Origin of the sequence: Bradyrhizobium shewense, from assembly GCF_900094605.1 — a bacterium.
Taxonomy (GTDB): domain Bacteria; phylum Pseudomonadota; class Alphaproteobacteria; order Rhizobiales; family Xanthobacteraceae; genus Bradyrhizobium; species Bradyrhizobium shewense.
On sequence record NZ_FMAI01000001.1, the window covers coordinates 132,923 to 154,076 of the forward strand.

Below are 21,154 nucleotides of genomic sequence, written 5' to 3' on the forward strand. Positions count from 1 at the left end.
CGAAGCGGCGGGATGATTCTCGTTGTCATTGCCGACGCCATTCCCGCGCATGACGCCGGCTTCGGTCAACTCCGCTGCCGCCTGTGCAGACCCTTTCTCCGAAGCGTGCTGTTTCTCCGAAGCGTGCTGTGAGTTACCGCCGCCCGCGCTACCGGCCTTTGCAACGCCTGGCTCACCAGGGTCGGCTGCTTCTCGTGGCTTTGCAGAGGTTGAGTGCCCCGAATTGCCGTGTTCCACGCCATCGGCTTCTGCCGTCTTCGCAGACCCTCGCGAAGCCTCCGAAGCGGCGGGATGATTCTCGTTGTCATTGCCGACGCCATTCCCCTGCATGAAGCCGGCTTCAGTCGATTCCGCTGCCGCCCTTGCAGACCCTGGCTCCGAAGCGTGCTGTGAGTTATCGCCCGCCGCGATGCTAGAGCCAGCCCCCCCATTGATCGGCTCATTCTTCGATGTGAGATTTTCAACTGCCGTGACCGTCGTGCTATGAGAAAGCGCGACCGGTGATACATGAGCCAACCCACCGGACTCATCATCGCTCTGATCCGTTGTACCCACCGAATCGCTAGTGAAGGTTCTGAACCTGGTCGCTCCCCCTGAGCCGGTCCGAGCCTGCCCGAATTCGAACGTCAAGCCGTTGTCGGCCAGAGTGTTCCAAACTGCAGCGGTCCCGAGTGTGCTCTCGCTCGTCCCGATAACTGTATGGGCACTATCCGCACTCAGAACAGCTTCGGTTGCGGTCGCCGATGTCAGCGCTTCGAGCTGCTCCAGGGCGATCGCGACAGCCGCGCCTTCCGGCTGCCCGACGAAATCCGACTCCGCAATGGAGACAATCCCCTGCAGATGGATTTCCAGCAGACCCCGGTCCCCGACATCAAGACTCCGATCGGTCGGATTCACGTAGACGATCGTTTCGTTGGTTGCGGGATTGTAGATCCAGGCGAGGGTGTGCGGCGGTACGGACTTGCTTGCTGCTGTCATATGGAGCCAGGCAAGCGCTCCGAAAGCTGCAAGATTGATCCTGCTCGATCCAGATGCGAAATCGAATCCAGAGTGGGAAGAGGTCGAATTGGAATCGATCGGGGAGCGATGAACAACGTTTTCGCCAACGTCGCCGCCGATCCGTTGATCGCGGCCATCTCCACCAATACCGGCATCGCGACCAGAGCCCGGTGAGCCATGAGGTTCTTGCAGGTGGTCGTCCGCAGCACCATGACTCATTTGGTTCGAAGCGCCTTCTCCAGCGACGCGTTCGTTGCCGGTGGTCACAAGCGCGGCAGGCAGGCGCAAATCGTGCAAAGGGAAAGCCGGGGGAAAGCCGTCTACATCATTGGTATCGGCATCGGTTATCGCGGCCAGTTTTGTGGTCGCATTCTCGCCGGTGACCACCACGAAGCTGTCGATCGGCGCTTTGCCCGGGTCATGCGATTGCACGGCAAGATGGGGGGCGTTCAGTGCGTAGATCAACGCACCGGTCAGAGTGGCGAAGGTGCCATACCCTCCGTGAATCGACGTCGGAGTGGAAGCAAGCCGCGGGAATTGATGTTCCACGGTCGGGTCTCCAACGATCTGTGTGTCGCTGGTGCCCGGCAGTAATGGCGTAGGAAGATTGGGCGTGCTCGATCCAACCGGGCCGTAGTCCTTCGTTTTCGAGCCTACGGATTGCTCTGTCGGGCGCAGCGCTTCTATTGCCGCCGCCGGGTTCGTGACCAGGCTCGCCTTCGCAAAGAAGTCCCTCTGGGTGGACGTCTCGCCGGATTCCCAGACCACGAGGTGTCGGAGAATGGCTCTTTTCCAGGGCTCATATTCGGCATGCTCTCCCGCGCGACCGACGCTGTCGTCATCCGGATCCACGTCGTTCGCTTCCGACGCCTTGAGTTCGTCCGCAATTGCGAACGCCAGAAACGCCAGCGCAAGCAGGCCGAAGCCGGACGGTCGCTGCAACAACGCGAGGGTAGCGAGCACAGTTCTGTTGGTAATTTCAAGCTTCTGAAATATGTTGTATAGGTGTACTTTGACTGTCCCTGGGGAAACGTTTAGCTGGCGCGCAATCTCCTTGTTTGACATTCCTTCTGAGACCAGTCGTACAATTTGAAGTTCCCGGTGCGTCAACAGCTCCAGCATCGTTTCCACTTTGCCGCCGCCGTCAGCTCCCTGGCCGGCTGGCAAGAGATCGGATTGCTCGCGCGACACGCTGCGCTCTGTCATCAGGCGCAGTAAGCGCAGCATAGTGTCCGAGGAAGCATGCTTCGAGATTACGCTGGAGGCGCCAGCAGCAATAGCAGCGGCTAGATCGTGATCTGCTTCGGATTCGGTAAACAACACCAAGCGCGTGGAAAGATTCTCAGCTTTCGCAATCGCGAGGATCTCGGGGACCGTCAGATCTGGCAGGTTGTCAGCAACAAGCGTGACGTCGGGTGTCAAATTCCGAATTGCTTCGAGACACCTTGTCCCATCGCTGCACGATGCGACAACGTCGAAGTCCTGCTGTGCCCCGAGTACCGACTTCAGCCCCTGTAGAACGATCGGTTGTCGATCTACGATCAGAAGCCGGATCCGTCTCTGCTTCACAGATACGTCTAACATGGACTCTGCCTCGGCCCGGCCATCTATGTACTTCGGCATATGGCCGAGGCCAAGCGGGATTATTAAAATACAATTAATAGAATAGGGAAAAAGAGGCTTCGCGGGCTAAAAATGTCTTAAATCGCAAGCTTTTATGGCATTTAGGTAAGAAAATATATCATTTGACCCGATGGCCATTGCGATTGCCGATGGCCATTGCGATTGACTGGCTCGATGCTTACCGCGCGGGCGACATCGAGGCGATCTTGGGAATGTATGCCGAAGGTGCCGTGGTTTGCTGCGGCTGCGGGGGCGTCAAGACCATTACCTGCCACGAGGCACTTCGTGCCTATTGGATTGATTGCCTCCTAGAATATCCGGCGGGCACGTTGGACGATCTCAATCCCTGGCACGAGGGGGCCATTATCTCGTACGTCACCAAGAGCAGCGTCATGAGTGCGCTTTTCTCGTTTGACGTTACCGGGAGGATCAAGGAGCTAGGCTGCAGTCGCTGCCACTGGACCTTGGCGCGATCCGAGCCCGCGTTGGGTCACGTGTTGGCCTTGCGGGGCGCAGCCGGCGTTCCCGTACGAACGCGTCGTTGCGAGCCCGTTGCGTGCCACTCGTTAGCGAAAGCATGTCGAAGGACGATACGCCTCCAACAGAGATGTTAAGGAGGCTTCCCAGCTTGCTGCACCGCCAATGCGGCGCGAACGCGTGAAGGCGCTGGAGGCTCGGCTTCAGCTTGAAGCGATGCCGCCCCAACTCGTCTTCAACACGGATACTAGCGGGCCATATACCTACGACGCGGCATGCGAGTGTCGGGCCATTGATCACGGGAACCATATCTGTGGTGGTCGGTTGGCTTGCTGTTGAGCTGGTACGCCGCAGAGCAGCTCGACACATCGGCATGAGTTCTAGTGCCGAGTATCCGTCGGGAGCCAATCCCATGATGGACCATGCGACTAGAACTGGTAATCGTCTGTTAGCAGCGTTGCCGCCAGCGGATTTTGCTTTGCTTGCGCCTCATCTCCGGAAAGTCGTGATCGAACGCAATTCCGTGCTCATCCGATCGGGCGATCGGATCGAACATCTTCTCTTCCCCCTCAGCGGTGCCATCGCCGCGATCACGGAGCTGCCGAACGGGCAAACAGTTGCCACGGCGATCATCGGGCATGAGGGCGCCGTGGGTTTGACGTCAGCGTTTGGCGCATCCGCCGCGCCTGCGACCGCGGTCGCCCGCCTATCCGGGGCCGCGCTGCAGATCTCACCTGCGCAATTCCTGGCAGCCCAACATCGCAGCCCCGCAATCGCATCCATGGTGCAGGTCTTCACGATGTCGTTGTTGACGCAACTCCAGCACGTGGCAGCCTGCAATGCACTGCATTCCGTCGAAGCGCGCTTAGCGCGCTGGCTTCTTCACATCCATGATCGTGCGAATGAAGGTGACGTGCTCCCGCTGACGCAAGAAACATTGTCGGAGTTGCTCGGCGTTCGCCGCACCACGGTCACGCATGTCGTGTGCACAATGCGCGCGTCAAGAGCGCTGAAATCCAGTCGGCGCGGCCAGCTCGAGATTGATCGGCCGCGGCTCGAAGCCGTGGCATGCGAGTGCTACAAGGTCATGAGCCGCAGAATCGATCGGATAGTCTCGCACGGCGCGGTCGGGCTCATCCCTGGGGCTCCAGCGCGCCCCCCCTCCCGCTCGCCCGGTAGCCGAATAGCCGGGACAGGCTCGTAGGCCGGTTCGCTGTCGCGAACCATCCGCACGCACCCTTTCGGTCGTCCATTCGCTTTGGGACGCTCGTTACACCGCGATTTATTGCAACCGAGCAGCACGGGCATGAGCTTCGCCTGTGCGAAGCTGGAACGACTGCCGGCGGTCTGAGCTCAGGCATGGGGGACCGTCCGCCTTGCGCAGCTTGCGCTGACGATTCTCTTCTCGACCTACCCGGTCTCTGAGCTTCTCGAGTTCTGCGAGCCGGGCGACAAGCGCTTCGAGACGCTCTCCAAGAAGGGCCGCAGGACTCTCCGCTCGAATGCGGGTATTCACGACACGCCTCCTGTCCGAGTCTCCCGGGAGGCCGCTCGGCTGGCCAGATATGCTTTCGGCCTCGCGTTTGATCTGTCGGAGCAAAAGGCCCCGGCCCGGCTTGGCCGCACGGCAGCCCATCGGGCTCCTTCGTGGGCTGAGAAGATCTTACCGGCTGGATTGGGTTGCGCTGGAAATCCGAGTACTAGCTCCGGGGCAATCGGCCCTGCGCTTTTCCTCGTTCTCTTCGTCTGCGCAATCGACCCCACCATCTGCACTTGGAATTCCAGAGCCGCCGCCGGTTGCGAAGGGCCCTTTTGCATTGCCTCCGCCAGCACCGGCCCCGCCGCTACCGCCAGCCCCGCCGCCGGATGTCCCTCCGGCATGAGAAGATCCGGCAGGGAGACCACCAGGTGCTCCCCCACCCCCGGATGATCCGCCGCTGGAGCTCGCCGGGCCCGACGTGGACCGATCATTGTCGAAGAACGACTGGCCGCTGTCGCTTTGCCTCGCCCCGTTCAGGCCGCCCGAACGGGCAATGGCTTTTGAGGTCAGGGAGGTGGACAGAAGCAGCGTCATGACAGGGGGCGTCACGGCTGCAAATCTTCCGCAGGTCTTCAGAAACTCCCGCCGGTCGTCATCCTCGTTGCCGTCCCGGGTCACGATGCGCCTCCTCGATTTAAAACGCCATTTTTACATTATTATATATTAAATATAGATTTTCAACCAAGAATTTTCTTTGCCTGGTCAGAGGTTGCTGAACGTGCGTGCCCCGGACAGAAAGCCGGCAATTTCCCGTGTTTCCTCCGATTATTCCCGCCGCGTCTTGCCGACGCACCCAATTTGAGTTGCGCTCGGGCATTTAATTTAGTTAACTTGAATTTAACTAACGGGCGCGGGCTCGGCTACAATGGATCATTGCGATGCCACTGCAATTCTATCGGTCCGTCCGGGACATGGAGATCTGGAGTGCGAGCAGCCACGGCTTCTCGTTCGTGATCAGTTTCGAAAGCCCGGGAGGTCCGGGTTTTCACGGACGCTCCGGCTACCTGGCGAGTTGGCGTCCGCTCCACAATAACCAAGCCGCAATCAAGATTGGCGGCTCGCCCTTTCGAACGTTGGCCGAGGCCGAAGGGGCCTGCCTCAACATGATTGAGCATCTGGCACCGCGATAGGCCGCCCCTCGCGCATACTGCCGAAGACGCGCCAGACGTACCCGTCAGTTCGCGCTGGCTGGATCCTGACGCAACAGACCAAGGGAATCCGGCTCATCTGGCGCTGTATGCAGCTCGCTTCGCGAGATCGCCAATGCCGCGAGAACCGTACGATTGCTGATTTCCAGCTTCTGGAAGATATGATGAAGGTGGACCTTGATCGTACCGTCGGCGAGATTCAACCGACGCCCAATCTCCTTGTTCGATAGCCCCTCCGATACGAGCCGCATGATCTGCCGCTCCCGGTCAGTTAGCTGTGTCAAAGGCTTCACACTGGCCAGGGGGGCCTCGCTGACGTGCCCGTTGCTGGGCGAAGCCGCTGCTTGGCCCTGGGCAGTTTTCCGCAGGGTTGCGACCAGCATCTCCGCATCCGAATCCTTCGAGAGGACGATGCAGGCGCCGTTCAAGGCCAACCTTTGTAACTCACTGTCGGCCGTAATACCGGTGAAGAAGATTATCGGAGCACGTGGACCGACGGTGTTCGCACGAGCGAGCATCTGCTGTCGATTGAAGTCGGGCAGTGCAGCATCGACAAGCGCCACGTCCGGGGCAAGAAACCGAATTGCCTCGACACAGCTTGCGCCATCGCTGCAGGAAGCAACGACCGCAAAATCACGCTGCGCCGCAAGAACGCTCCTAACCCCTTGCAAGACGATCGGGTGTCGATCAGCGATAACAATTCTGATACGGCGCATGCTTCCCTTGCCTGTTGCTAACAACCCCGCTTGCAGCCGTTTAATCCCCACCCTCCTTTTGAGACGCGCGAGCTATAACCAGTCAGCTCCGTCAATAGTGTCGCAGGGTCTTGATCGAAGGCAGCACCTGGCGGCAACGCTCGATGGCCACGCTATCGTAACTCGCCCAGAGAATGCGTGCAGCACCGTAAGAATGCGGTGCTCGATGCAAAATTCGAAACCGCGAATTCTGCGAGGATAACGACATTCCGACTACAATTTTTGATAGTTTAAATCTTAAAATTCACGCCAAGAATGTCATCGGCTCACTGATCGGGCGGGTGCACTATGATGGTCAACATCCAATTAACTTAGTTAGAGTCGGATATTACCAACGATATATAGGGACATTCACGATTCAAATCTAACATTCGACGAAGTTTTACTGAAGCGAGGCCGTTCGTAAAGCCTAGCTCAGGAAAGGGAGGTGAGAAAGTATTACTATTCATCAAAGCAACGGCTGGTAATCAAGGACAGAACAAGGCTGCGGTTGATCGTAGCCCGTGTAACACCGACGGAAGTCCCAGTACCGCGCTTGAGGCCGAATTTCGTCAATTCAGCAATTTTTCAATGATTGGCACGGATTCGTCGTAGCAATGAGTAGGTGGTTCAAATGTATTCTTCGGCAGTTTTGCGTAAAACACATAAGGCCCTCATCGTTCAATTCACAGAATTGCAGAACTTACGTAATCGCGTGTTGAAAGCAGAGGAGCGATTGCTCTCGCCCAAGCGACGGGCCTACGGACGGAGGGCGCTCAGGAAGCGACCGCCCGGTCGGAGATACAGTCTTAACCGCTAGCACCAAGTACTGCGCTGCACCCAAGCGCCGCCCCGCGCCCGGATCGCGCTTGCCCAACCCTGCCATGACCTGATAATGCCCCCTCCTGCTTTGGTTCGGAAGTAGCTGGGGACGGCTTCCATGGGGAAAAATGACTGGGTCAACTTGACCACAGCCGAGCTGTGGGGGCTTTACGATGAGGTCACGACCGTTCTCAGTCGCAGGATGACCGCGGAAAAGGTCAAGCTCGAAGAGCGGCTGCGCAAGATTGAGGGGACCGCCGTTTCGTCCCCGAACGGGGAACGTCCGCGCCGCCCCTACCCCCCGGTGTTGCCGAAATACCAGAACCCGAAGGATCCGGCCGAAACCTGGTCCGGCCGCGGCAAACAGCCCCGCTGGCTGAAAGCGCAGCTTCGCGCCGGTAAGAAGCTAAATGATCTCCTAATCGACCGCTCGTCCGCACAAAGACGCCGCCGGACCGGCTGAGCCCCAACTGCACCGCGGCGTCCCATTGGACGAAGAATTTACCGATCGTCGTCCTCTCTTCCATTAGGGCTGCCGTCACGGCCGCCGTTGCCGAAGCCATTGTTGCCACGCACAGTACGGCCGCCTGAACTGGCTATCGCGGCCGAGGTCAGAGAGGTGGAGAGCAACAGCGTCACTGTCGGAGGGGTAACAGCGGCGAATTTTCCGCAGGTCTTCAAGAACTCACGACGATCATCGCCTTCCGCATCAAGTTGGGTCATCGGCTCGTCCTGCTAAAATCCAGCCCAACCTCAAGGTAGATCAAAATCATCACTCTCTCAAATTAAATAAGTTAATCGCGTGTCGAATTTCGCGGCTGACGATCACGATTTGCATCGGCTGGCGGCGCCTTGAAATCTCTCGTACCCCAGTTCGAGCGCGAGCTCGTCGCTTTATTTTGACATTTAATGTCAGGCCAATTAATAATCATTTAAATTTGCTGGCAGACTTGGGGCCTGGCACCAAGCACTGTAGCCGGAGTCTGCGGAATTGCCTGTTGATTTCCAGCTTTGAGCGGTCTCTTTGCTCGAAGGCGATAAGCCAACGAGAGCAGTCTCCAGCTGCATTATTTAGCTCTGACTAGGCCGGACTAGCGCAGGGCAACCAAATGCCTTAGCACCGGCAGGAATATCTCGATTGACGAAAGAGTTGGTCCCAATAATAGCCTGGTTGCCGATCGTGACACCCATCTGAACCACCGAGTTCGGGCCAATGTATACTCCATCACCGATCCGAGTGGGAGCGCAATCAATTGGCTCCCTTCCGAGCGATATTGAACGATTGACCGTGTGATGCGTGTAGATCTGAACGCCCGCGGAGATGGAGCACCAATCGCCGATCTGCAAATCTCCACCTGATCCATCCAGAATACATCCCGGTCCAATCCAGGTATTTCGTCCGACCTTCACAGACCCCAGTACGAGCACGTTGTCGTACATCGTGCTGCCCTCTCCAAAGCCATATGCCGCGGCGTTGTCGTCGCGCTCCGTGAGTAGGTCTCCAACCGATACCCTACGATCGAACTGCTCCCTCTTGCGAACGGCGAGCTCCCGCAAAAACGCTCGCGCGAGTGCAAGCCATTTGTCGACAACGTGATCAGACATTCTGGGGTCGAGCTGTGAATTCATGGAAGCTCACCTTTCATGGAAGCTCACCTTTCCCGCAATCGGCTCATAGCATCAACGACCAACTACTGTACAACAAGCCCCCGATGCCCAGTTGAACGACTCGCAATTGCGGCAAAAGGCTTTTTCGCAAACCGCCTGTGGGGCTGCCAGGAAACACTACAGCTCTTGGGCATCGCCAGCGCCGGGCATCCTGCATGAGAAAGGTCGTTCACCAGCAATCGCACTCCGCACCGGAAAATTGATGGTCCTCTTTCTGGAGGTGGCCCTGCCTCCGCGGTTTTTCGAAGCGAGTTGATCTATCCCACCGGCCACAAGATCGCCCGCATTTGGAAGGTGAAGGCATAGACTCACGAGTCGGACACCTCCTTTGATATTCCTCAAGAAATTGGCTTCGTTCTGCAGCATTTGGCCCACGGCGGTCCGAACAGCACGGTTTGACCCAACAGGCACAGTCGGATCAACCTGTCCCGCATGGCCTGGGAGCGAGAGACATACCGCTCGACCATCTTGAGGTCCCGGACGGTACCAATGCGGGCATCGTCGCCTCCTGGCGCCGGCGGGTTTGACGCCGGATCGGAGCCCGGCGCCAGTCCGCACAATTGGCTCAGCAGCACGCGTGCCACCGCACGTGCGGCGATCAGGTCGAGTTAGGCCTGAGCGATCGATCGGGCCTGCGCCAGGTCGATCTCGAGTTGCGGATTGCGCGGGCGAGTTGGTCGAGGCGGTGGAGGCGATCAGATCCGCCCCTAGCAGGCGCGGCGAGGCCATGGCGATATGCATTTTGGCTGGCCCGCCCTTTTCCCGCCGCGGATCTTGGGCCGGTGCTGCGTTGCGCATTGGCGCGATTGGCGGCGCGTTGCCGGTCACTGGTCATATTTCGGCTGCTGCAAGCTCGGAACTGAGGCCCCAACCGTCTCAATGTTCTTGCTCATAAGCCGTTGCAGTTGCTCCTGCGCGCGGAAACGGCGATAGCCGACGAGGCCTGCGAGGGCCTTGTCGCGGCGCGCAACCTTTGATGATTGCAACTGCTCGAGCACGATTAACGTCGGCAAGGAATCAAGTACCGCCTCTGCCTCCAAGGTGGATTTGTTCACGCCCGCGTCCCTGAAGATGGCCGCTCATAATCGTCCAACCACGGCCCACAGCCTGTTGCTGCCCGGGCTCTGCACGCGAACCCAGCGATAGGGCGCCCGCCACCACGGCTTGATCTGCGGCGTGATATTGTCGAGAACCACATCGCCGCTCCTGGTACGCACCACAAGCACCAAATGATGCTCTCCGGAACCAACGACAACTTCAGCCAATAGCAGGACTCGCGGCGGCCAGCCGCGCTGAAGCAGCTCATGACGCTTGCTCACGGCGTAGTCGTTGCAATCGCCGCGAACGGGGTTGATGATCCACGTCTCGCCCGCAAGACCGAGCTCGTTTCGGGCCGGTGCTATCGCCACGTTGACCGTGAGATTGACTTCCCGCAGGTCCGCCCATCGCTCCTCAGTCAACCGGATCGGGCCGCCGCGGAAGGAGCGTCGTAGGCGGCATTCGGCCTCATAGCGCAGACAAAACACCGTATAACTGAAGGGAGGAAGCGTCGGGCGTCCCAGCTCGATATGCGCAGGAGCCGGTCGCGAAGTCCCTGGCACGGTCAACAACGCCGCACGCGCCCACTGAACGCCTCCGATCATGACAACCAACGCTGCCGCAACCACCGCTCCCGAGGTTCGTTGCATCTGCCGATTCCCCATGCGCACGCCAACCAGGGCCCGGATTCACCACTCAGCGGGGCCGTCCCCCGGTCGCGGGAGCGGCTCGCATTATATTATTTAACCATATTATATTTGATTTAATGCGCAACGATAAATCAAAATTAAATCGGCGCAGAATATCCCCGCGCTGGGAGCCGCAGCAGGGCCCGCAGAGCCTGCCGAAGGAGGATGGGGAGCGAGAAGTCGCGATCGGCCCGTATCCGACGGAAGGGCGCGTCAAGCGCGGCACGAACGTGCTTCGCGCAACCAGCGAGCCGGAGTTGCTATTTAACAGCTGAACACAATTAAACAGTTGATTTAATGATTCACCGGAGCCTAACGTTCAAACCGCATTTCCGGGCCGGACGGATTATGAACGTACTGCGCGGACGCTCGTTCGAGCGGCCCGTCGTCTCGCCGGCGAGCAAGAGGCATCGGTCACAGTCGAGCCGTCGAAAGGCGCGCGATCTCCCGCGCTTGATCAGGCCTCGCGAAATCTCTTGCGACGGCCAGACATCACCAGACTGCGGCGGTTGGTTCTTCCAGACCAGACCGCAGCCTCCGTCCCGCCTCGCGCTTCCGTCTGCCCGGGCACGCCCGCTGCCGATGCGTCCGGCCGGACCGCCGTGCTTTCAGAGGTTAATCACAATGCTGGCGCCCAGGGACAGGGCGCCAGCCCCGAATGCGTGCAGTCGAGCGCTGCCGCGAAGCTTCAGCGCTCCTTGAACGCGCGCTCCGCCTGATCATGCAGCGGCTTGAGCAGGTAGGATAGCGCGGTCCGGCCTGCCGTCTTGATGAAGACCTCGACCGGCATGCCTGGCAGCAGCTTGGCCGCCCCCAGTTTCGCCAGCTCTTCCGGCGTGAGCAGGACGCGGCCCGTATAGTAGCTCGTGCCGGCGCGCTGATCCTGGGTAATGTCCGCCGAGACCATGCTGACCTCGCCGTCGATCTCGGGCGTGGTCTTCTGGTTGAACGCTGCAAAGCGCATCGTCGCTGTCTGCCCCACATAGACCTGGTCGATATCCTTCGGTGGGATCTTGACCTCGACCGCAAGCGAGTCCGCGTCAGGCACGATCAGCATGATTTGCTCGCCGGGTGAGATGACGCCGCCGACCGTGTGGACGCTAAGCTCGTGGACGCGGCCGGATTGTGGCGCCCTGATATCGATCCGATGCAATTGATCGACCGCCGCAGTCTTGCGCTCGCCCAGTTCAGAGAGTTTGGAGCGCGTTTCGATCAGGTCCTTGCCGACTTCCGTCCGCAGGTCCTGGTCGATCTGAATGCTCTGGAGGCCGATTTCTGAGATTTTGCCTTTCGATTGCGCAATCATGCCCGCCAACTGGCTGCGCTCGCCTTCGATGCGTGCGGAGTCGCGCTCCAGGGAATTGAGCCGCGTGATCGGCACCAGATTCTTCTGCCAGAGGCTGCGCACGCCCTCCAGTTCCTGGCGGATGAATTCGACTTCCTTCTGCTTGGCCTCGGTCTGCCCCGTATATCCCTTGATCTCGTTCTCCAGCTGCGCGCTTTTCTCCTGCAACTGCGCTTTCTGGCCGCTCCTTGCCTGGCGCCTGAGGTCGAACAGCTTCCGCTCCGCAGCGATTGCACGGCTCGCCTCGGAGTTGCTCTCCTTGGCTCGGTCGAGCAGCACCTTGGGAAACACGACCTGCTCGGCACCATCGCGCTCGGCCTCGAGACGAGATTGGCGCGCGAGCAGCTCATCGATGCTGTTCGTGACGATCGTCGCATTGGCGAGAGTCTGAGTTTCATCGAGGCGGATCAAGACGTCGCCTGCATTGACCCGATCGCCCTGGCGCACGCGCAACTCACCCACGATCCCACCCGTGGCGTGCTGAACCTTCTTGACGCTCGAATCCACCACGACCACGCCCTGGGTGATCACCGCGCCGGACAATTGGCTCGTTGTCGCCCAACCGCCGACCCCGAAGGTCACCAAGGCCAACATGATCATACCGACGATCATGTAACGCTGGATGGATTGCATCGCCGGTGCCACCTCGCCGTTCATCGGTTGCCTCCTTGAGCTTCCGCGACCACCTTGAGTGGCACGGGATTTCGCAAGACCTTCCTGAGGACCTCCTCTCTCTTGCCGAAGGACTGAACCCTGCCCTCCCCGAGGCATAAGACATGATCGACGGCTTCAAGCGCCTTCGGACGATGGGCGACCACGACAACGATTCCGCCGCGACGGCGCACGTTCAGGATTGCCTCAGTCAGCGCCTCCTCGCCCTCTGCGTCGAGATTGGAGGAAGGCTCATCGAGCACCACCAGGAACGGTTTGCCGTAAAAGGCACGCGCGAGCCCGATACGCTGCCGCTGCCCAGCCGACAATGCCAATCCGCCCTCGCCGATCTTGGTGCCGTAGCCCTCCGGAAACGAAAGGATGAGATCATGCGCGCCCGCGGCATGCGCGGCCTCCAGAACAGCGGCGGCGGTCGCCTGCGGGTCGAACCGCGCAATGTTCATCGCAACGCTGCCGTCGAACAATTCCACATCCTGAGGCAGGTACCCGATGTGCTTCCCGAGGGCGTCAGAAGACCAGTGATCGAGTGCGGCGTTGTCCAGACGTATCCGGCCTCGAATGCTCGGCCATACCCCGACCAGCGCACGTGCCAGCGTCGATTTGCCGGATCCGCTGGGTCCAATGATTCCAACTGCCTGCCCGCGCCGCAATTGGAACGACACTTCATTGACGGTGGGCCGCTCCGAATTCGGGGCGCCAATATAGAGTTGCTCGACGGTGAGGGCTTCAGTAGGAGGAGGCAATGCCAGCCGTTCCTCCTCGCCGGGGAGAAGTTTTAGCAAAGCATCGAGCCGTTGCCCCGATTGCCGCGCAGCAACGAACCCTTTCCAGTTCGCAATGGCCATTTCGACGGGCGCCAACGCCCGCGCTGTGAGGATCGATCCGGCAATGATGATGCCGGCCGTCGATTCCTGGTTGATGACGAGGACTGCGCCGACGGCGAGAACCAGCGATTGCAGGATCGCTCGAAAAAGCTTGGAGACGCCTCCGAGCCCGTTAGCGACGTCGCTGGCCTGCTCATGGGCCGCGAGGTACTTCGCGTTGACATCCCGCCAACGCAACGCCGCCTGCTGCCGCATGCCCATGGCCTGCAGAACCTCGGCATTTCGCCGCCCTTCGAGCGCCAGTGCCGCTCGAGAGACTGCGAGACGCGAGGACGCCTTTGCCGGCCCTCGCGTACGCGTTTCCGCGAGCATGGTAATGCCGACCAGCACCAGCGCGCCGGCCAGCGCAGTGACGCCAATCCAGAAGTGGAAGAGGAAGCAAACGCCGAGATAGATCGGCATCCAGGGTAGATCGAAGAGCGCAGTCGGCCCTCCGCTCGACAGAAAGCTGCGGACCTGATCCAGATCCCGCACCGGCTGCAGGCCGTCGCCATCGGCCCTGGTCTTCAAAGGCAGACGAACAAGCGCGTCGAATATGCGAACGCCGAGCCTTTCATCCAAATACCGGCCGACCCGCGCGCTGATCCTGCTTCTGACGAAGTCGAGCCCACCCTGAAACACGTAGAGTACCGTGGCCAGAACCATCAAGGCGATCAGCGTCGGTATGCTGCGCCCGGGCAGCACCCGATCATAGACTTGCAGCATGAAAAACGAACCAGTGAGCATGAGGAGATTGCTCATCCCGCTGAAGGCCGCGAGCGCCCAGAATATCCTGCGGCAAGACCGCAGGAACGCCGACATCTCCGACTGTGGCTCCTCATAGTTCTCCGCCGGCCGGAAGCGGGCGACGAAAATCCGCTGCCGCAGGGCGTCAACCCAGCGCCTTGCCCAGCCAACTAGCCGCGACGTCGGCCGTTCAGCATCGTTCGCCGATTGGCGCCCGGACGACCATAGCCCTGACAAATGCAAAAATGGGATTCGATAAAGATTCGCAGGCGGGGGGATCACCCCCCGCTGTCCAACGTCAGTCATGACACCTGCCCTTTAATAATGCCTTTGTCGGGGGATCCCCAAGCGATCCCCCGAGGTGGTTGTTGAGTACCAGCTGGTGCTGGCCGACCCGTTCCCTACGCGAAGTGGAAGTCGTGGCTGTTCAGCTTGTCGAGCTGCGTATTCTTCAGCGTGAGGGTGTCGCTCCCCGTCGCGATGACGACGTCCTGACCCGATTGGGTCGCGTGGGAGAGAACACTCGCAAAACTGTCGAACACGCTCTTGCTGAACTCTATCGTGTCGTGAGTAGAGCCGCTGGCAACGAAGCCCTTGACGACATCGTTGCCGAAATTCGCGGCAAACGAGAACGTGTCGGCCTTGCTGGTGCCAAGGAAGACGTCATTGCCTGAAGTGCTCGTCTGCGTGTTGCTGCCTGTCGAGGTCGAAGTAGTAGCAACGGCCTGAGTGGCGCTTGTGGACGACGTAGCTACGCTGGAAGTACCGATCTGCCCGTCACCGTTGAGATCCTGATGGAAGCTCGGCTCAAGCGATTTGAGGCCAGCATTCGTACCGGACACCGTGCCACCCGACGTAGAACCGGTCAGGGTGCTGACATGGGAGACGTAGTTGCCGTTGTTGTCGGTGTTCCACGCTGTGTACTGACCCGTGCTCGCCTCCTTCCAGACAACCTGATAGCCCGTGGCCGTCTTCTCTGCACCAATCGGCGCCCACGTGCCATCCGACCCGTCCACATAAGCCACTCCGCCATACTTCAGCGTAGGGCCCGTTCCGGTGCTGCTGTTGAGGTAGTATTTGTCACCACTTTCAACGAGACGCGTCGCACCAGCCGACTCGACTACCGTGCCAGCAGTTGGCGAGGTCGGTGTGGTGGGGGACGTCGGTGTGGTGGGGGACGTCGGTGCGGTCCCGGTGGTAGCACCGATCTGCCCGTCCCCGTTGAAATCCTGGTGGAAGCTCGTCTCGAGCGATTTAAGGCCAGAATCCGTACCCGATACCCAGCCGCCCGACGTGGAGCCGGTCAGGGTGCTGACATGGGAGACGTAGTTGCCGTTGTTGTCGGTGTTCCAAGCCGTGTAGTGACCCGTGCTCGCTTCCTTCCAGACGACCTCATAGCCCGTAGCCGTCTTCTCCGCGCCAACCGGCGCCCAGGTGGCATCGGCCCCATCGACATAAGCCACACCGCCATACTTCAGCGTAGGGCCCGTCCCGGTGCTGCTGTTGAGGTAGAATTTGTCACCACTCTCAACGAGACGCGTCGCACCAGCCGACTCGATCACCGTGCCAGCGGTTGGCGACGTCGGCGTGGTGGGCGACGTCGGTGTGGTGGGGGACGTCGGCGCGGAGGGGGACGTCGAGGTATGGGTGCTGGCCGTAACCATGGCGGACGCGGCACTGGTATTGCCGGCAGCGTCCGTTGCCTTCGCCGTGAGGCTATGCGAACCGGCCGCAAGGACGGCGGAAGTATAGGACCACATGCCGCTGCTGTTGGTCGTCGCGGTGCCGATCTGGGTCGTGCCATCGAACACCTTTACGACGCTGCTCGCTTCGGCATTGCCCGACATCACCACCTGATTGGCGCTGTTCACCGTATTGCTGACAATGGTCGGCACGGCCGGCGCCTTAGTATCGACGGTGACCGCCAACGCAGACGAGGCCGCGCTGGTCTGCCCCGACGAGTTGGTCGCGGTTGCGGTAAGCGTATGCTTGGCGTCCGTCAGGACCTTCGTGATGTAGTCCCAATGGCCGCTCGAGTCCGCGGTCGTCGAACCGAGTTGGGTGCTACCGTCGTAGATCTTGACCGTGCTGCCAGCAGCAGCGGATCCCTTGAGCTCGATGGTATTATCGTTGGTGACCTTGTCGCCAGCGGTGCCGCTGTCGGTCGAGAACGAGGTGATCGTGGGGACCCCCAGCTCGGTCGGCGCAGAGGGGGCCGAGGGCGCGGTCGATCCTTCAACCGCCCACGGTGGCGGGATCAGATCGCCCGGAACGAGCTGACCATTCACGATCGTCGCAGAGCGTACATTTTCCCACTGCGTGATGTGGATCTGCGCATTGACTTCCTGCAGGAGAAAGTCGCCGTAGGCAAATGGCCCCACAAAATACACGTCTTTGAGGGCCACGGAGATATCGCCTGAATCCGCGGCGATACGCAGACCATACGGTCCACCTTCGAACACGACATTGTCGAACGTGAACGACCCGCTGTAGCCGTCTGCAATCCACACGCCAGCGGTTGCATTGCTATCGTGAGATACAATGGTCGAGTTCTTGACAGTCAGATTTCCGGAGGCGCCGGGAGCGTAGGCCTGAATACCATCAGCATGGTCGCCCGATGCGCCCGTTGTCTCGATGTACGAGTTGTTGATCGTTATATCCCCGCCGCCCGCAATGCGCACACCTTCTCTCGAACTAATACGGACCTCGTCGAGGGTGAACGAGCCGCTGCCCATGACCGACGCAGCCGTGCCGCTATCAGTAATGCTTACATTTGAAAGCGTTTGGCCGTCTCGAAGTGTCACCGCCGACGAAGTCGCAACGCCGCTGAACATCGGGTCATTCCAGCTGAGAGGAATGGTCATCTACTTTTTTCTCCTAGTGGTAGCTTCGATTAATTGGTTCTTGGCACGCCGAGCGACGGGCCCCCTTAATGCAACCCTGCTAGCGCAGTGTCGTTGGCTGCGTCTTGTCGATTGGGGGAGGCTTTTTTGCGACGACACGACGGCCCACCAAAGGTAATTTCTTAGCTCACCAAGTCAAAATCTCGTTTAGCCGATTTAATAAAGCGGCGATTCTCTAATTCCCTCAAGCACTAGTTTGATGTGCAAGAGCAACATCGCTGCAATCGGACTATACCAATGGTTATTCGGAAAATTACCACGCTATTGCCTGCGCGCCAGGTCCGTGAACAACTCGGCAGGAGCATCAGCGCTTTAAATAACAAAGCAGATGGCCGCCGAGAGTGCCATCCACTGCTGTTGGCAATGCCAGCTATCCACAACGGCTGGAATAAATTGGGCTTTTATTGCAGGTCATTTATCATAAAGCCCGATTTGATTATCGGATCGATTTTCATTTTCACCTCATCGTCGCTTCCCCGTGAACCTGAGTGTGGCAGGCACAGGGCAGCTGGTCGATGTCGCGGTTTTGGAAACGTGGTCCGGACGTCCGCGAAAGAGGCGGACGTCCTGGCTAGCCGTTGAGATGCGGGAAGCATCGAGATCGAAGCCGAAGGCGTCACGATCCGGGTCGGCCGACGCGCGGACGTGACAATGATTGCGGCCATCGTCCATGCTGAAGGCAAGCCGGTGATCGGCCCGTCCGGAACTGTCCGGGTAATGGTGGCAACCAAGCAAGTCGGCTTCCGCCAGGGAATGAAGGGGCTTGCCATGTTGGTACGCGAGCACAAGAAGGCCGATGTGCCTATTCGCCAAGCGACTCGAGGAAGGTGTCTTCCGCTGGCCGAAGATCGAGGATGGCGTGATGCGTTTGTCGGCGGCGGAATTGTCGGCGCTGCTCGAGGGGCTCGATTGGCGGGCGTGTCTACGCCCACGAGAGGCGGTCGTCGCGACAGAAGCCGGATAATTGTGGGCCGCGCGGCGGCGAAGTGAATCGGGGCATCGCGTACGTCGTCCGGCGGGCGCTACCACGCTTTGATTTGCCTGTGAGCGATAACCTTCCTGATGATCCCGAGACGCTGAAGGCGATGCTGCTTGCCGAGCGGCACAGGAGCGAGCGGCTGCGCCAGATCATCAAAGAGCTGCAGCGTCATCGCTTTGGCCGGAAGGCAGAGCCCCTTCCCGAAGAGCAGATGCTGCTTGGTCTCGAGGACTTTCAAAAGGTTGCGGCCTGTACGGAAGCGAGCCAGGACGAGACCGCTCCGGAAGGCCGGCCGGAGCGCGCACGCAAGCGCCGCAGCAATTGCGAAGCACTACCGGCGCATCTGCGGCGGATCGAGGTCGTGGTCGAGCTCGATGACAAGACCTGCCGATCAGGGCCTATGCCGCCGACGACAGGCCCTTGGGCGGCCTCGATCCGCCAGGCATCGCCTTTGTGAACCCGACCGCAAGGCCGAGCGGCTGTTCAGCCATCTTGCCGGCTTCAAGGGCGTCCTGCAGGTGGATGGCTACACCGCCTACCCAAAGCTTGCCAAACGTGGCGAGGTCGAGCTCGCCTTCTGCTGGGTGCACATGCGGCGCAACTTCTAAGAACTCGCGACAGCCGGCCCCGCTCCGATCGCGAGCGAGGCGCTGAAGCACGTCGCTGCATCCTATGCCATCGAAAAGGAGATCCGGGCCGCAGCGCGGAGGAGCGTCGCCTCATGCGACAGCAGAAGAGCCGACCACTGGCCGATGCCTTCGAGATATGGCTGCGCGCTCTCCTCTGCTAGAAGATCAAGCTCGCCGAGGCCATCCGCTACGCCCTCTCGCGCTGGCAAGGCTTAACACGCTTCATTGATGACGACCGCATCGAGCTCGACGGTGGCGCCGAACATTAGGCCTTCGTCGCAACATTGGTCGAGACTTGCAAGATCAACGACGTCACCGACGTTCTGACAAGGATCGTCAGCGGGCATCCCAACCGCGACATCGACCAGCTACTGCCTAGGGCCTACCGCGCACAGGCTCTCAAAGCCGTGGCCTGAAAATGACGCTTGCGATGAAGCCCGTCACCCGCAAAGCCAAGCGACTGTTCAGCCACTTGCCGGCTTCGGTGGTGCCGCAGGTCGACCGTTACCACGTCTGCCCAAAGGTTGCGATATTGCGCGGCAATGGGCGGCGCGCATCGAGGCTCCACTTGCCATCCGAGAAATCTGTGACGTGGGCCTGGATTCCCGATTGGGATCGGTCCCCAATCAACCATGTCGTGGGGCCCCCAGCTTCCCATCCGGCCGCCCTGTCTTGCCTTGTGCGCCATCCAGCAAACCCACGAAAGCGACTCTCGCGGCCGACAGGGAGCCTTTCAGCATATATCGCGTTGCGAACAACAGTCCGACTCCGAAATGGCAAGGCCAGCGCCATCCCGCGAAGCGCCGAGCATAGAGAACGCTGTTGCGGGCAGATAAATAGATCGAGAGATGCGATCGCTTCTCCGGAGCGACGGCAGATCCGATGGTCGTTCCTCCGACGTGATAAATGATGGCCTTGCTCGCGAAGCCGATGCGGTGCTTTCCCCGTCGACGCCCCCAATCCAGATCTTCCATGTAGAGGAAATAGTCGTCCGCCATGAGACCGACATCCTCGACGAACTCTCGCGTTGCCATGACACACGCTCCGCTTACCGCATCGATCCGGCCAAAATCTTCGAGTGAGGGAACACTACCGATCGGCGCATTCCTTCCTATGGCAACAACACGGCCTGTGCTTCGAGACCAATGCAGCCCGTAGTTGATGATCTTGTCGGGGGCATTGTGAAAAACCAGGCTTCCGCCCACCATGCCGAATCCCTCAGCAGACTTGGCAATCAATTCAGACAGCGCGTGACGATCAACTTCGGTATCTGGATTCAGGACAAGCACTGAACCCCACCCGGGAATAGCGAGCAATGGTTCGAGCCACGCGTTGACGCCACCTCCGTAACCAAGGTTCTCGGTTCCGAGCCCAACGCGCACGACATTCGCACGATTCTGGAATCGGCATTTGGTCACTGAGGCGAGCCGTGTCTGTGGCCGGTCTAGAGTGCTTGCCCCATCGGAAGTTCGTTGCAACGTCTTGTCCGGTCCGACGAGCGCAGCCAGCAATTTCCCGTAGGCTGCCTCCCCGCCATTTTCGCAAATGAAAACCTCAAACTGACCCCAATCCGAATGAGCCAGCGACTTCAGGCAACGATCGACATCATCGGCATTGCCATATGAGACGATAATGATGGCCAGTTTGACGCCAGCGCTCAACATTTCCTAGACCTCCCATTCCTTCGAACCTGTCGCGCGAGCATTGCCACGTCAACACCGGCATACTCCGAGCATAGCTTACGGCGACAGTACTGCCGGCCCTGCCGTGCTCCACAAGACCTCCACGTCCGCCGATGAATCGGCACGCATCTCCACAGAGAAGGCTCGTCCGTAGCGTGACATAAGACCATCGTGACAATTGATACTACTCCGGTGCTCGCCCCGGATATTACGCTGAGATTGGACTGACGAGCCCGTCAAAGCAACTTCGGCCGAGGAGAGAATAGGCGAAATGCGGCGGCTCCGCGAGGCTGCGGTGCACGCTGGCCATGGGCCCTCATCGAAGCCACTGGCGGCGAATGCGCTCAGCCTTGAGGACAACCACGCGCAGACCGGCCCCGGCGAGTAAGATTTGGGTCAACTGGCATGCTTGGAGTACAGCCGAACTCAGGGGGCGCGAAATCCGCCAGGCTTCGGCATCATTCGGTGCCGGCCGAGGCGGAGCCAGCCGCCCCGCACCGAGTACGCTGAGCCGCAGCCTGCAGCTGCTCGGTGCGGCGTCCTCAAGTTGCTCATCGCAGACCTCCGGGGACGGGATCGAGCTCTCGATCGAAGTC

The 21,154-nt window shown here is 59.8% G+C and carries 13 protein-coding genes and 2 pseudogenes; 4 read left to right on the plus strand and 11 right to left on the minus strand.

Going from position 1 to position 21,154, the window contains the following annotated elements:
• On the minus strand, window positions 1-2,583 hold a 2,583-nt coding region (locus GA0061098_RS45910; protein WP_245323117.1), incomplete at its 3' end, for a LuxR C-terminal-related transcriptional regulator.
• A 928-nt stretch (window positions 2,584-3,511) separates the two neighbouring features.
• Between GA0061098_RS45910 and GA0061098_RS00570 the strand changes: the two genes are divergently transcribed.
• On the plus strand, window positions 3,512-4,303 hold the full coding sequence (locus GA0061098_RS00570) for a Crp/Fnr family transcriptional regulator (protein ID WP_091952349.1): 792 nt from the start codon (window positions 3,512-3,514) through the stop codon (window positions 4,301-4,303).
• Between the two features lie 618 nt (window positions 4,304-4,921).
• On the opposite strand, the pseudogene GA0061098_RS47375 reads toward GA0061098_RS00570, so the two are convergent.
• Both GA0061098_RS47375 and GA0061098_RS00590 read right to left on the minus strand, forming a co-directional pair.
• A pseudogene (locus tag GA0061098_RS47375) lies at window positions 4,922-5,260 on the minus strand (hypothetical protein); the annotation flags it as partial.
• Window positions 5,261-5,813: 553 nt separating this feature from the next.
• A complete protein-coding gene (locus tag GA0061098_RS00590; RefSeq protein WP_091953815.1) occupies window positions 5,814-6,503 on the minus strand; it encodes a LuxR C-terminal-related transcriptional regulator in 690 nt (229 codons plus the stop codon).
• Between the two features lie 958 nt (window positions 6,504-7,461).
• Here GA0061098_RS00590 and GA0061098_RS00595 point away from each other — a divergent pair.
• Complete coding sequence (locus GA0061098_RS00595) at window positions 7,462-7,806, plus strand: H-NS histone family protein (protein ID WP_038946218.1); 345 nt, start codon at window positions 7,462-7,464, stop codon at window positions 7,804-7,806.
• Window positions 7,807-7,844: 38 nt separating this feature from the next.
• On the opposite strand, the gene GA0061098_RS00600 is transcribed toward GA0061098_RS00595, so the two are convergent.
• The 7 genes from GA0061098_RS00600 to GA0061098_RS00635 form a co-directional block, all read right to left on the minus strand.
• Window positions 7,845-8,066, minus strand: a complete 222-nt coding sequence (locus GA0061098_RS00600) for a hypothetical protein (RefSeq protein WP_091952354.1) — start codon at window positions 8,064-8,066, stop codon at window positions 7,845-7,847.
• A 348-nt stretch (window positions 8,067-8,414) separates the two neighbouring features.
• On the minus strand, window positions 8,415-8,972 hold the full coding sequence (locus GA0061098_RS00605; RefSeq protein ID WP_091952356.1) for an acyltransferase: 558 nt from the start codon (window positions 8,970-8,972) through the stop codon (window positions 8,415-8,417).
• Between the two features lie 863 nt (window positions 8,973-9,835).
• Window positions 9,836-10,066 carry a hypothetical protein gene (locus GA0061098_RS00610; protein WP_091952358.1) on the minus strand — a complete coding sequence of 77 codons (231 nt, stop codon included), beginning with the start codon at window positions 10,064-10,066 and terminating at the stop codon, window positions 9,836-9,838.
• Between the two features lie 24 nt (window positions 10,067-10,090).
• Window positions 10,091-10,699: a transglutaminase-like cysteine peptidase gene (locus GA0061098_RS00615; protein WP_091953816.1), complete on the minus strand. Its 609-nt coding sequence runs from the start codon at window positions 10,697-10,699 to the stop codon at window positions 10,091-10,093.
• Between the two features lie 727 nt (window positions 10,700-11,426).
• The gene (locus GA0061098_RS00625) at window positions 11,427-12,740 is read right to left on the minus strand and encodes an HlyD family type I secretion periplasmic adaptor subunit (RefSeq protein WP_091952364.1); all 1,314 of its coding nucleotides are present in this window, start codon (window positions 12,738-12,740) and stop codon (window positions 11,427-11,429) included.
• Window positions 12,737-14,440 carry a type I secretion system permease/ATPase gene (locus GA0061098_RS00630; protein WP_165637080.1) on the minus strand — a complete coding sequence of 568 codons (1,704 nt, stop codon included), beginning with the start codon at window positions 14,438-14,440 and terminating at the stop codon, window positions 12,737-12,739. The genes GA0061098_RS00625 and GA0061098_RS00630 overlap by 4 nt, the downstream gene beginning before the upstream one ends.
• A gap of 326 nt (window positions 14,441-14,766) precedes the next feature.
• Entirely contained in the window at window positions 14,767-17,229 is a 2,463-nt protein-coding gene (locus GA0061098_RS00635; protein ID WP_091952369.1) for an Ig-like domain-containing protein, read from the minus strand.
• Between the two features lie 690 nt (window positions 17,230-17,919).
• Between GA0061098_RS00635 and GA0061098_RS45600 the strand changes: the two genes are divergently transcribed.
• The gene (locus GA0061098_RS45600; RefSeq protein ID WP_430649250.1) at window positions 17,920-18,258 is read left to right on the plus strand and encodes a hypothetical protein; all 339 of its coding nucleotides are present in this window, start codon (window positions 17,920-17,922) and stop codon (window positions 18,256-18,258) included.
• Window positions 18,259-18,353: 95 nt separating this feature from the next.
• Window positions 18,354-19,292, plus strand: a pseudogene (locus GA0061098_RS00645) (IS66 family transposase).
• Between the two features lie 210 nt (window positions 19,293-19,502).
• Here GA0061098_RS00645 and GA0061098_RS00650 read toward each other — a convergent pair.
• Window positions 19,503-20,540, minus strand: a complete 1,038-nt coding sequence (locus GA0061098_RS00650; RefSeq protein WP_091952374.1) for a glycosyltransferase family 2 protein — start codon at window positions 20,538-20,540, stop codon at window positions 19,503-19,505.
• Window positions 20,541-21,154 lie beyond the last annotated feature (614 nt).